This is a genomic window from Amycolatopsis sp., assembly GCF_025464955.1.
Taxonomy (GTDB): domain Bacteria; phylum Actinomycetota; class Actinomycetes; order Mycobacteriales; family Pseudonocardiaceae; genus Amycolatopsis.
Genome location: NZ_JAODNM010000096.1, coordinates 61160 through 73728 on the forward strand (window position 1 = coordinate 61160; position 12569 = coordinate 73728).

The following is a 12569-nucleotide window of genomic DNA, read 5'->3' on the forward strand; positions in this document are numbered from 1 at the left end:
TCAGTCTTACAGCTTCGCGACGTGCACGCGGTTGTCCGGCCCGCGCACCGCCGTCCACGCCGAACCGTCAGCGCCTGCCGAAGCTCCGACAGCGCCGACCAGGGAGTTGCTCGCGTACTCGCCGCGCTTGAACCAGCCACCCCAGCCGCCGTCGACGTGATTGTTCTCCCACAGGGTGTAGTCACTGGCGCGGGCGAACAGGTACACGCGGCCCTCGGTCGCCAGCAGTGTCGGGCTTCCGCTGATCGTCCCGCCGATGCCCGACCACGCCGACCACGTGCCGGACGCGTCCTTCGACCGGACGCTGACGCCGTCATCCGCGCCACGCACGGCGACGTAGGTGACGCCCCCGGTGTCCACTGCCGACCCGGGCCTGCCGTAGATCGCCTTGCCGTCCGGCGAACCGAGGCTCGACCAGCCGCCGGACTGACCCCTGCTCCAGACCAAGCCGTCCGGACCGCGGCCGAACAACGTCCAAGCGCCGGCCGTGGTGTACGCGACCGAAGGCGCGTCCGTCAGGTGTCCACCGAGGTTGACCCACGGACCCCAGTGACCCCAGCGGAAAGTACGTTGCCAGGCGTTGTTGTCGAGGCCTCGCACGAAGACGTCGATCCGGCCGTCCGCACTGCCGAACGCGGCGGGCTGGCCGAGGATCCGGCCGCCGACGGGTCCGCCGAGCGACGTCCAGTAGCCGGACCAGTCGGCGCCGTTCAACGTCTGCTGGGTCAGCTCGCCGTTGCGGCCGCGGACGAACGCGGTGGCATGCGTGTCATCGACGCGCACGACCGCCGGACTGGCCGACGCACTGCCGCCGAGGTCGGCACCGGGCACCAGGTCGGCGCCGCGCAAGCGCAGGAACGCCGTCCCGTGCGCGGGCACGGTCGCGGTGTAGGAGTCGGTCGCGGTGCCCTTGTCCGCCCTGGCCCGCAGGTCGCGCACCGACACCGTGCCCTGCAGACCTGCGTCGGCGAACTTCACCGTGATCGGCGCAGGAGCGTCACCTCGGTTGAGCAGGACGACGGCCCGCTGGCCTGAACCGGACAGGACCTTGCTGTAGACATCGGTGGTGTCCGTGTTCGCGACGCGGACGCCCTGGATCGCCAGCGGGTCCTGGTCGACGGCGACGATCTCCGGGTTCTTGAGCGTGTCGATCATCGACTGCGACAGGGTGCGCGGGTCGGAACCGATGATCAGCGGGGACGCCATCTCGGCCCACATGTCCAGCTGGGTGGTCGACTCTTCCTCGTTGAGCTCGTAGTTGCCGGTCGCGGCCTTGCGCATCGGGATCAGGTAGTCCGGGTCGTTGTAGTGGCCTGGACCATTCGACTCGGGATGGGCGGCGTTGTCGTCCATGTTCCGCAGCATGTCGGTCCAGATGCCCTCATACGGCGTCCCGAAGGCTATGTCGGTGTCCGTCCGCCACGAGTCGGCCGTGGTCGGGCCGAAGGTGTAGGAGTTTCCGGCGTACTGGTCGGGCGTGTGCCCGCCGCCCCAGCCGGCGGTTACGGGGTCGCAGAGGTTCAGCAGCATCGGTCGGCCCGCCTTCGCGACGGACTGGCTGAACTGCGCGAACACGTCCGCGGGCTTGAGGTTCTGCGCGATCCCGCACAGGAAGTCGATCTTGACCGCGTCGAACTTCCAGTCGGCGAACTGCTTGGCGTCGGCGTCGTAGTGCCCGCCGCTGCCGACCCCGCAGTTCTTTCCGTCCCAGGCACCCGCGTCGGTGTAGATGCCCGCGAGCAGGTGCTTGCTGTGCAGGTAGGAGACCAAAGAGGACAGTCCGGACGGGAACTTGGCCGGGTCGGCGACCAGTTCACCGTCGCTGCCGCGCGCCTGCGCGTCGGTCCAGCCGCCGTCGATCCAGACGTACTTGTAGCCGGCGTCGCGAAGCCCGCTCGATACGAGGTAGTCCGCGACGGACTTCACGTTGGCCTCGGTCGGGACGCCAGTGCCGTAGTAGGTGTTCCAGCCCATGTACGGCGTCGGCGCGAGCCCGCTGTTGTAGTAGGCGGGCGCACCCTGATCTTCAGCGGGTTGAGCCCCGGCGGCCTGGGCCGTGCTCGCCGCGGTGACCAGGCCGAGCACGGCCAGGATCACGGCGGAGAGCGACGACCAGACTCTCCGGTGGGACTTGATCGGACGCTTGCGCATGACGGCTCACCTTCATCGTTGGAGATTCTGCGTCTGGCGAATTGCGCGTCCCCCGGCCGCACGGCCCGCCGTGGCAGTTTGCCGTGTGAGGGAATCGACTGTCAATAATAAATCGTAATTTACGAGTTCAAGCCGGAGGTCATATGCTGGGACGGCATGTCGTCGAGCGAAAAGGCAGTGTGGCTTCCTGTGAGTGAACCCCGGCAACTGATCTGCGTCGGCTCCTACACGTCCGAAACGGGCGGCAAAGGCGCCGGCATCACGACATTCTGGCGTGACACCGGCACGGGCGAACTCACCGAGTCCGGCAGGCTCGCCCTGGTGTCGCCGTCGTGGCTGACCTGGCACCCGCGGCTTCCGGTGCTCTACGCCGTCAACGAACTCCCCGAAGGCACGGTCACCGCCGTCTCGGTGAGCGAGACAGCCGAACTGACCGCGCTCAACAGCCTCGCGACCGGCGGCGCCGATCCGTGCCACCTCGCGGTCACCCCGGACGGCCGTCACCTGCTGTGCGCCAACTACACCGGCGGCAACCTCGCCGTGTTCTCGCTGGCGCCCGACGGCCTGCTCGGCGAACGCACCGATCTGGTGGCGCACGAGGGTTCCGGGCCGGACGCGGACCGGCAGGAAGCCGCCCACGTCCACATGGCCGTCGTCAGCGAAGACGGTTCGATCGTCAGCGCGGTCGACCTCGGCACGGACGAGATCCGCAGCTACACGCTGTCCGAGGACGGGCGGCTGACCCCGCTGGCGGTGTCGGCGCTCCCGCCCGGCACAGGACCGCGGCAGCTGGTGCGCAGGCCTGGCACCGGCTACGCGTACGTGGTCGGGGAACTCTCGTCGACCGTCCTGACCGTGCGTGAGGAGCCACCGGGCGCGTTCACCGTCGAGGACGTCACGTCCGCGATCGCCGCGCCGGGACCGCGGAACCTGGTGGCACACCTGGAGATCGTCGGAGAAACCATGTACGTGTCGAACCGTGGCGCCGACTGCGTCACAGCGTTCGAGTTCGACGGCCCGCTGCCGCGAGCGGTGACGGACTACCCCGCCAACGGCTGGCCGCGGCATTTCACCGTCCTCGATGGACACTGCTACACCACCTCCCAAAACGACAACGAACTCCTCGCCTTCTCCCTGGCGCCTGGGGCGGCCGTGACGCGTTACCCGACAGGTACGCCGGTGTTTTTGTTGCCGCGTCCCGTTTAGCGCCCCAAAATCACAACGTCGGCATCGTGCTCAGCCGACCACGCCAAGGGCAGACCGGCGTGGGTGAGGTGCGCGCCGCTGTAGCGGGCACCGGATCGGTCCACATAGGACGCGGCGGCGTCCAACCCGCGGAGGTGGACGCGGGTCGGGCGACCGGCTACGTGCGGTGTGCCGTCGAGGACGCCGGTGCTCCAGGCCAGGACCACCACGGTGTCCTTCCACGCGTACTGCACGGCACACGTCGGCTCGCGCGGACCGGCCAACTGGTCGACCTCGCCGTGCTGGATGACGTCGCGGATCTCCTTGTACAGCGCGACATACTCCGCCGCTTCGAGACGTCTTTCCGCGGACCATGTCGACAAGTCGGCACCGATGCCGAGCACGCCGGCCATCGCCGTCACGAACCGGAACTTCAGCGAACGCGGACGCGGATCGAACATTCCGGGCGCGTCGGTGACCCATGAGCTCAGCAGATGCGGCGCGTGCGCGAGGAGAAAGCCCTCCTGGATCGTGAGCCTGTCGAGCGGAGCCGTGTTGTCGCTGGGCCACAGGACGTCCGCACGCGCGACCGTGGCCAGGTCCGTCCTGGCGCCACCGCCCCCGCACGCTTCCAAGGTGACGTGCGGGAACTCCGTCCGAACGTGGTCCAGGAGCCGGTGGTAGTTGCGGACGTGCTCGGCGTCGAGGTCGGCAGCGGGCCATCCGGGTCGCCCGCGTTCGGTGGCCGGCCGGTTGATATCCCATTTGAGGTAGCTGATCGGATAGTCCTTGAGCATCCGCGACAACATGTCGCGCAGGAACTCGAAGACGTCCTCCCGCCCGACGTCGAGCAGCAGCTGGTTGCGGATGAGCGTCGACGGACGCCCTTCGAGGTGGTACACCCAGTCCGGGTGCTCGGCGAACAGTCTGGACTTCGGGCTGACGGATTCCGGCTCGATCCACAGCCCGAAGTCGAGCCCGAGCGAACGAACCTGGTCGACGAACGCGCCGAAGCCGCCGGCGAACTTCTCCGGGGCCGGCTCCCAGTCTCCAAGACCGCCGGTGTCGTCATCGCGCCCCGTGAACCAACCGTCGTCGACGACGAACAGCTCGGCACCGACCTCGGCCGCGAGGCGGGCCAGCTCGAGCTGACGGTCGCCGTTGACGGCCCACGACGTTGCCTCCCAAGAGTTGTACAGCACCTTGCGCGGTCCTCGGCGGTCGCCTGCCAGCACCCGGTCGTAGTCGTGCCAGGCCTTCGCCAGCCCGCCGATTCCATCCACACTGGACGCCAGGACAACCTCTGGAGTGGACATCCGGCCGCCCGGCTCCAACCGCAACGGCCCGGGGAACGGCAGCCGCCCCGCGCGGATCCGGGTGATCCCGCTGGGCTCGATGTCGGCGTCGATCTGCCACGAACCCGACCACGCCAGCGAAACACCCCAAGCCGGACCGTCCGGGACTCCGGCGTCCTGTACCGCGAGCCAAGGCACGTAGGTGAGCCCCGGAATGCCGAACCTGCTGTCGAGCGACAACCGCCCGGCAGGCAACACGAGTTCACGGCGTTGGAACTCCTGGCACCACTGTCCGGTGAGATACGTCAGCCGCGCCCCGCTCGTGCCGGTCGGCACGCAGAAACCCGCGGAGCCCAAGCGTTCGATCTCGAGCACGTCCGGACCACCGTTGGTGATCTCGACCCACCTGCGCAGGACGTCCGTTCCCGGCACCGCCGCGTAACACAGCACCGCACGCAGACCCGTGACCTCGTCGCGGAAAGCAAGCCGCAGGCCTTCGCCTTCGTCCTGCCCTTCGAAGGCCCACCACGACTCGTGAGGCCCGCCGACGGGGCCGATAATCAGGTCAGCGCCGCTGAACGGCCTGAGCCCGCGAGGCGAGTACTCGACGGGTGCCGCGTCAGCGTCGGTGAGGCCGGGGACGCCGCCCGAGTTCGCCAGCGGTGACGGCCCGTCCTCGATGCCGTGCGGCCCCCAGGCGACGAGGTCCAGCCAGCGTCCGCCCGGTTCGAGCGCGATGGTGTACGAAGTGGACTCGAGCCGGACCGTCCACACTCGAGTCGTCACTTGACCGCTCCGATCGCCAGTCCGGAAATGAAGTGCTTCTGGAACCTCAGGAAGACTGCCACCGTCGGGATCGCCGCGATGACGGATCCGGCGGCGATGACGTTCCAAGTGGACACGTACTGCCCCTGCAGACTCAGCAGCGCCGGAGTCACCGGCATGACCGTCTCGGTGCGCAGCACCGTGATCGACCACAGTAGATCGTTGAACGTCCAGGTGAACGCCAGCGCGGACAACGCGGCGAGCGCCGGACGTGCCAGCGGCAGGATGATCGAGAAGAAGATCCGAACCGGACCGGCGCCGTCGATCACCGCCGCCTGCTGGATCTCATCCGGGATCGTCCGCATGAACCCCTGCAGCACAAAGGTGTAGAACCCGAGCCCGAACCCGACCTGCACGATGATCAACGCCGGCAGCGTGTCGTAGATCCCCAGCAGCTCGGTGAGCTTCGAAACGGGTACGAGCAGGATCTGCGGTGGCAACAGGTTTCCGGCCAGCATCAGCAGAATGATGCTGCGCCGCCCCGGAATCGCGAACCTGCTCAGCGCGAACGCCGCCGCGGCGCTCAGTGCGAGCGCCACCAGCACGGTCGGGATGGTGACCAGCAGGCTGTTGATCATCGCGCCCTGTTCACCGCCCTCACCCCACGCCTGCCCGAACGAGCTGAGCGAGAACGAATGGGGAGCGCTGCCGAGCCCGTTCGACGCGATGTCGTCGAACGTCCGGATGCTGGTCACCAGCACCAGCGCGATCGGGGCCAGCCACAGCACGGACAACGTGCCGGCCAACGTGTGGAAGCCGAAGGTGCGCGCACGCGCGTTCTTGGTGCTCACTGGCCGTCCTCCCGGAACACGCGGACCAAGTAGGTCACGATCACGCCGAACGCGAGCAGGAAGATGACCACGGCGAGCGCCGAGGCGTATCCGAGCCGCAACGACTGGAACGCCGTCGAGTACATGTACGTGCTGAGCAGTTCGGACGAGTGGTACGGACCGCCCTTGGTGAGCGACCACACGACGTCGAACGACCGCAGTGAGTCGATCACAATCACCGACAGGACCACGGAGTTGACGCTGCGAAGCTGCGGCCAGGTGACGAACCTGAACTGCTGCACGGCTTTCGCACCGTCCAGTTTGGCCGCCTCATACAGCACCGGGTCGATGCCCTTGAGCCCGGCCAGGTACAGCACCATCACGTACCCGATCTGCCGCCACAGCGCCGGAATCAGCGCCGCGTACAGCGCCGTGTGGGAGTCGGCGAGCCAGGCATGCTGCCAACTGCCCAGACCCAGCCACACCAACGCCTTGTTGATCAGACCGTCCGGCTGGTAAAGCCCCTGCCAGATAAGCGAAGTCGCCACCAGAGAGAACACAACCGGGGTGAACAAGGCGCCTCGGTAGAACCCGACGCCCGTGCGTTCCCGTTGCAGGAGCAGGGCCATCCCGAGCCCGCCGATGGCCGACAGGCCACCGAAGAGCACGATCCAGATCAGCGTGTTGAGCGCGGCCGTCCCGAAGATCGGGTCGCTGAACATCTCGCGGTAGTTGGCCAGCCCCACCGAGACCGGCGCGGACACGCCGTCCCAGTTGGTCAGCGAAAGATAGACGCCCTGGATGGCCGGCCAGAAGACCCAGAACCCTTCCACCACCAGCGGGATGAGGACGAACGCGAGCAGCACCGGCGGCACCCGGCGGGAGCGCCGCCGCCGCGCCCTCGCGGTCGCGGGGGCGGACGTCGGGGCGGAGATCACTGCCATGTCAGGAAGACCACACCTTTTGGGCCGCCGTCTGCCAATCCGCCAGGATCGACGTCAGCTGCTCCGGGTGCTGGATGAACCGGATCAGGGCCGCGTCAGCGGTGGGCTGAAGCGCGTCACTGGAGTCGCGGTTGAAGAACTGCGTGAGATCCTTCGCGTCGGCCAACATCTTGCGGCCCTTGATCACCAGCGGGGTCCCGGTGTCCTTCGCGTCGGGATGCGTCGGCAGCACGGTGCCCGAGGAGTTCTTGATGTAGAGCTCCTGCGCCTCGGCGGTCGCGACGTACTTCAGCCAGTCCTTTGTGGCCTGCAGGTGCCCGGTCTTCGAGCTGGCGAAGAAGCCGTCCGTCGGCGCCTCTTCGGCGACGGGCACCGACGGATCGATGATCGGGAACTGGAAGAAGTCGATGTCCTCCAGCGCGTCCTTGGGCGCCGCGTCGGCGAAGAACGTGCCGATCAGCATCATCCCGGTGCGGCCCTGCAGCAGCGACGTCGTCGCGTCCTGGAACGCCACGGCCGTCCCGCTCGGGTCGAAATACGGCAGGACTTCCTTCCACCGCTCGAAGACCTTGACCACCTTCGGATCGTCGAAGCGCCCGCGCCCGGCGAGCAGGTCGCGGTGGAACTGGGCACCGTTGATGCGGATGTTGAGGTAGTCGAACCAGCCCGACGCGGTCCACGGCGTGTCGCCGCCCGCGCCCATGCCGATCGGCGAGACGCCCTTGCTCTTCAGCGTCTGGCACAGCGTGACGAACTCGGCCCAGTTCGACGGCGGCGTCACGCCCCACTTGGTGAAGTTCGACTTGCGGTAGAACATGCCCCACCAGTAGTAAGTGGCCGGCACGAAGACGAGGTGCCCGGCGCCGTCGCCGCTGAGCTGGCGGAACGCGTCGCTGTAGTTCGTCATGGTCTGCCACACGTCGCCTACGTCGAGCAGCAGGCCCTTGCGGGCGTACCCCTGCAGGATCGACCCTGGATACCACGTGTACGTGTCCGGCGGCACGGCCGAGACGAGGTAGCTCGGCAGCTGCGTGCGGAAGGTCTCCGACGCCACGGTATTCACCGTCGCTGTCGCACCGCCCTTCGCGCTGAAGCCCTTGGCCAGGGCTTCGATCGCGGCTTTGGCCTGGGTCGCCGACAGGTTCGACTGGATCGTCACCGCCCCGGCGGTCTGTTTGGCCGGCCCGGAAGAGGCCGACGTGGCGCAGCCGCCGAGCAGTGCGGCCGATCCCACGGCGCCGAGGCCGACCAGGAACCGGCGCCGGTTCAACCCGGATATTGCGAGGTCAACACTGTCCATCGCTTGGAACCCCTAACTGCTGGACCGCCCGCGGCGGCGCAGGAGGCCGAGACAGGCGGGATCGATGCCACAGGTTGGCAACTGGGAAGCCGCGCTGTCAAGATGTATTCGTAATTTATTAGCCAAAGCGGGACCCGGGCCCGTACTATCGTGATCGGCCACCGGGACACGACTCCCCGGCGGACGACGAGCCTGGGAGAACGGACGCAGTGACCTCTCACCGACCACGCGGCTTGCACGGCCAGACCGTCGAGACACTGGCCAGCCGCATCCTGTCCAACGAGTTCTCCGAGGGCTCGGTGTTGGACCTCCCGGCGCTGCGTGAAGAGCTCGACGTGAGCCTCACCGCCCTGCGCGAGGCGCTGAAGGTGCTGACGGCAAAGGGCATGATCGACGCGCGGCAGAAGCGGGGCACCTTCGTCCAGCCACGGACGTCGTGGAACGTGCTCGATGCCGACGTCATGCGCTGGCAGATCGCCGGGACGCACGATCCCGGCCTGTTCGACCAGTTGACCGAAGTCCGTGCCGTGGTCGAACCCGCGGCCGCGAAGCTGGCCGCCGAACGCGCGACAGCCGAGGATGTCGACGCGCTCGGCGACGCGCTCGAGCGGATGGCCGCCGCCGGCTCGGACCCGCAGGCAATGGTCGCCGCCGATCTCGACTTCCACCGCCTCCTGCTGACCTCGACGCACAACGACTTCCTCGCGCGGATCGAGCGGGTCATCGCGATCGGACTCGCCGAGCGCGACAAACTCGTCCACAATGCCAATCCGTCGGATGATCCGGTACCCAGTCACCGGGAAGTGTTCGACGCGATCACCGCCAGGAAACCCGCCGCCGCCGAGGCGGCAATGCGCGCATTGGTCGAGAAGTCGAGCGCGGACCTGAACCAGGTCGAACAACGCCGTCGAAGGTGAATCGTTCAGCCGGCTGAATGAAATAGCCCGCTTTGTTCAGCCCGCTGAATACCGGTGGATCTTTTTTGCGACGAATAGGAACTGGGCCGGTTTCACGTATTGACGAAACCTGGTCTAGACCACAAAACTTAGAGTTCTCCCGGCAGTGACTCACGTCACTACCCTCTCCTAGTCCCCAAGGAGAACCATGTTTGCCGCAGCCAGAAGCAGGTTGAAAGCCTTAACCGTCATAGCAACGATGTCCCTTCTCGCCGTCGCCTTCGCGCCCTCGGCCCCGGCCGCGGTCGCTGCCCCGGCCATGCCGTCGGCCCCCGCGGTCTTCGCCCATCCGGGCGTGCTGGTCAGCCGTGCGCAATTGGATTTCATCCGGACGCAGGTCAAGGCCGGCGCCCAGCCATGGACCAATGCCTACAACCAGATGATGGGCAGCTCATACGCGTCGCTGAACCGCACCCCGACGCCGTACGCGACCGTGGAATGCGGTCCGTACTCCAATCCCAACATCGGCTGCACGAATGAGCGCGAGGACGCGATCGCCGCCTACACCGACGCACTGGCCTGGTACATCACCCAGGACGCGCGGTACGCGCAGAAGGCCATCGCGCTGATGGACGCCTGGTCGGGCAAACTCAAGAGCCACACCAACAGCAACGCGCCGCTGCAGACCGGCTGGGCCGGGTCGTCGTGGCCGCGCGCCGCGGAAATCATCCGCTACACCTACACCGGCTGGTCCGCGTCGTCGATCACGAACTTCTCGAACATGCTGCGCAACGTCTACCTGCCGGAGATCATCAACGGCAGCAACAGCAACGGCAACTGGGAACTCGTCATGATGGAGGCAGCCGTCGGCATCTCCGTGTTCCTCGACGACAAGACCGACTACGACAAGGCCATGACGAAGTACTTGGGCCGCGTCCCCGCGTACGTCTACTTGACCACCGACGGCTCGTACCCGAAGGCGGCACCGGGCAGCGGGCTCAACACCAAGGCGCAGATCGTCAGCTACTGGCAGGGCCAGAGCACCTTCGTCAACGGTCTCACCCAGGAGACGTGCCGCGACTTCGTGCACACCGGCTACGGCATCGCGTCGATCGCCGACGTGGCCGAGACCTCGCGGATCCAGGGCACCGACCTCTACCCCGGTGACATCGGCACGCGGCTCCGGTTCGCGCTCGGCTTCCAGTCGCAGTACGAGCTCGGCGCGGCGGTGCCGTCGTGGCTGTGCGGCGGGAGCGTCAAGAAGGGCCTCGGCCCGATCACCGAAGTCGGTTTCAACGCCATGAGCACCCGGCTCGGCAACGTCATGACCAACACCCAGACGCTCACCCAGAACGACCGGCCCGAAGGGACGAACGCCCTGTTCGTCGCCTGGCAGACCCTGACCCACGCGAACAACCCCAACTGACGTCCACAATCGACTCGGGGGACCTTTCGGCCGGTCGAACTGGCCGAAAGGTCCCCCGAGTCATGCCAGGTGGACGCTCAGCCGCACTTCACCGCGGTGTTGACCAAGCTGATGCCCGACACCACAGCGCCGTCCACTGCGAACTCATAGACCCATCCGGCCTTTCCTGGAACGGCGTAGTGATACCGCCCGGTCCGGTCGGGCTTGCTTGCGCCATACGCGGCGACAAGCTGGGCGACCGTCGAGCCGGTCGCGATACCGGCGGCCGTCTTGACGCCGCTGGGCACGCCGATTTCCCGGAGTGCGTCCTTGGCGAACGACGCTCCACCCGAAACTCCGAACGCCTTGTCACGTGCTTCACGTTGCCCGGCCAAGTCGACCGCTCCCGTTGCGGCGTCTGCAGCGGCCTGCGCGGCCTTCGCACTGAGCTCCGCCGAATCGGCGTACTCCTTGGCCCCCGCGTTCAGCGGGACGGGCTTGCTCGCCTCGGCCTCCAGGTCGTCCGCGATCTTGGTCAACTTCGCGGACTTGTCCTGCGCGGCGGCTTCAGCCGCCAACCGGGCGGGATCGGGCGCGGGTCCGCCGGTGAACGAGAAGTCGGTGCACCCGTCGAGCACGGCCACCGGCGCCGGCGCGAGGTCGGCTCCGGCGAGCGCCTGCGCCTTCGTCAGCCCGGGCGTCAGCTTGCCGTACCCGTCCGGACTCAACGTCTTCTCGGCGGCAGGCTTGTCGTCGCTCGCGGTGAAATACCAAGTCGCGCCCCCGGCCACGAGCAGCGCGACGACAATGCCGGCAGCTATCCACTTACCGCGTCCGGATGACGACGGAACGTCAACGGGCGCAGTCGATTCTTCGGTACTTTCGGTCATTGATCCCCCTCGATTGTCACTGAGGGTACAGAGCGGACAAACAGCTCACCGCTGTGGGTAATAGTGCCGCCAGTGCGACCGGCAGTTGTGCCGTTTGAACCCGACCCCGCCTTTTCTAGGTTGTCAATCACACAAGGAGCCGCCGGAGGAACTCTGGCGCTCGACGGGATTTTCAGCGAGAGGAGGTGGCCCGTCCATGTCAAGTCCGGGATTCCAAGCAGACGCGGCCGCGATGACGCGTGCGGTCCAAGGATTCGAGGAGACCGCGTCGAGCGCGAAGACGACGATGGCCAGCCTGGAGACCGAGCTGACCGAAACACTCCGCAGCTACCAGGGTGACCAGGCGACCGCGTTCTGGGACCTGCAGCGCCGGCTCCAGGAGAAGATGTCCGCCGCCGTGCGGGAGCTCGACACGATGTCGAGCCTGGTGAACACCAGCTTCCACAACTACGGCAGCGGAGACCAGCAGGTGTCGCAGTCGCTGCGCGCCGTCTCCAACAACGCCATGGACACCGGCGTCGTCGGTCGCCTCAACCCCTGAGTCGGAGAGGACTCCACAGTCATGGCTGACGTAGTCGAAATCAACTTCGCCGCGCTGCAACACAGCGCGGCATCACTGGCCGCCAAGGCCAAAGCGCTGACTTCACAGCTGGAACAGTTGCAGAGCAACCTAAACCCGTTGAAGGCCAGTTGGTACGCCTCGGGCAGTGCAGCCGGCCAGGCCGCCGAATCCTCGGAAACGCGGCTCCGGCAGGCGACAGCCGACATCATCGCCATCATCGCCCAGTTCGGCGGCAAGGTCACCGAGGCCCACGACCTGCAGCACTCACTGGAAAACCGCAACCAGGGCCTGTTCCAAGGCTGAGTTTCCACTGGTTGTCCCTTGACGTCGTTTGGCCGGTGTGAGA

General features: G+C 67.0%; 11 protein-coding genes. 5 read left to right on the forward strand and 6 right to left on the reverse strand.

The features are described from left to right. Window positions 1-6: 6 nt before the first annotated feature. Complete coding sequence (locus tag JWQ81_RS22790) at window positions 7-2151, reverse strand: hypothetical protein (RefSeq protein WP_297544519.1); 2145 nt, start codon at window positions 2149-2151, stop codon at window positions 7-9. A 189-nt stretch (window positions 2152-2340) separates the two neighbouring features. Here JWQ81_RS22790 and JWQ81_RS22795 point away from each other — a divergent pair, with 189 nt between their 5' ends. Beyond that, entirely contained in the window at window positions 2341-3357 is a 1017-nt protein-coding gene (locus JWQ81_RS22795) for a lactonase family protein (protein WP_297544520.1), read from the forward strand. Here the strand turns inward: JWQ81_RS22795 and JWQ81_RS22800 are convergent. From JWQ81_RS22800 to JWQ81_RS22815, 4 genes are read right to left on the reverse strand one after another with little or no spacing between them, the layout of a single operon-like run. Next, on the reverse strand, window positions 3354-5417 hold the full coding sequence (locus tag JWQ81_RS22800) for an alpha-galactosidase (RefSeq protein ID WP_297544521.1): 2064 nt from the start codon (window positions 5415-5417) through the stop codon (window positions 3354-3356). The genes JWQ81_RS22795 and JWQ81_RS22800 overlap by 4 nt on opposite strands. Then, window positions 5414-6247: a carbohydrate ABC transporter permease gene (locus tag JWQ81_RS22805; RefSeq protein ID WP_297544522.1), complete on the reverse strand. Its 834-nt coding sequence runs from the start codon at window positions 6245-6247 to the stop codon at window positions 5414-5416. Before JWQ81_RS22805 ends, JWQ81_RS22800 begins: the two co-directional genes overlap by 4 nt. Then, window positions 6244-7170: a carbohydrate ABC transporter permease gene (locus tag JWQ81_RS22810; protein ID WP_297544523.1), complete on the reverse strand. Its 927-nt coding sequence runs from the start codon at window positions 7168-7170 to the stop codon at window positions 6244-6246. Before JWQ81_RS22810 ends, JWQ81_RS22805 begins: the two co-directional genes overlap by 4 nt. Window position 7171: 1 nt before the next feature. Beyond that, entirely contained in the window at window positions 7172-8470 is a 1299-nt protein-coding gene (locus tag JWQ81_RS22815; protein ID WP_297544524.1) for an ABC transporter substrate-binding protein, read from the reverse strand. 209 nt (window positions 8471-8679) lie between these two features. On the opposite strand from JWQ81_RS22815, the gene JWQ81_RS22820 reads away from it, so the two are divergent. Then, window positions 8680-9387 (forward strand): FCD domain-containing protein, encoded by a 708-nt coding sequence (locus tag JWQ81_RS22820; protein ID WP_297544525.1) that lies wholly within the window; start codon window positions 8680-8682, stop codon window positions 9385-9387. A 238-nt stretch (window positions 9388-9625) separates the two neighbouring features. After that, complete coding sequence (locus JWQ81_RS22825; RefSeq protein ID WP_297544526.1) at window positions 9626-10792, forward strand: alginate lyase family protein; 1167 nt, start codon at window positions 9626-9628, stop codon at window positions 10790-10792. Window positions 10793-10869: 77 nt separating this feature from the next. Here JWQ81_RS22825 and JWQ81_RS22830 read toward each other — a convergent pair whose 3' ends face one another. Further along, complete coding sequence (locus tag JWQ81_RS22830; RefSeq protein ID WP_297544527.1) at window positions 10870-11661, reverse strand: hypothetical protein; 792 nt, start codon at window positions 11659-11661, stop codon at window positions 10870-10872. A gap of 196 nt (window positions 11662-11857) precedes the next feature. On the opposite strand from JWQ81_RS22830, the gene JWQ81_RS22835 reads away from it, so the two are divergent. Further along, window positions 11858-12202: a WXG100 family type VII secretion target gene (locus JWQ81_RS22835; RefSeq protein ID WP_297544528.1), complete on the forward strand. Its 345-nt coding sequence runs from the start codon at window positions 11858-11860 to the stop codon at window positions 12200-12202. Between the two features lie 21 nt (window positions 12203-12223). Further along, window positions 12224-12526 carry a WXG100 family type VII secretion target gene (locus JWQ81_RS22840; protein ID WP_297544529.1) on the forward strand — a complete coding sequence of 101 codons (303 nt, stop codon included), beginning with the start codon at window positions 12224-12226 and terminating at the stop codon, window positions 12524-12526. Window positions 12527-12569: the final 43 nt, after the last annotated feature.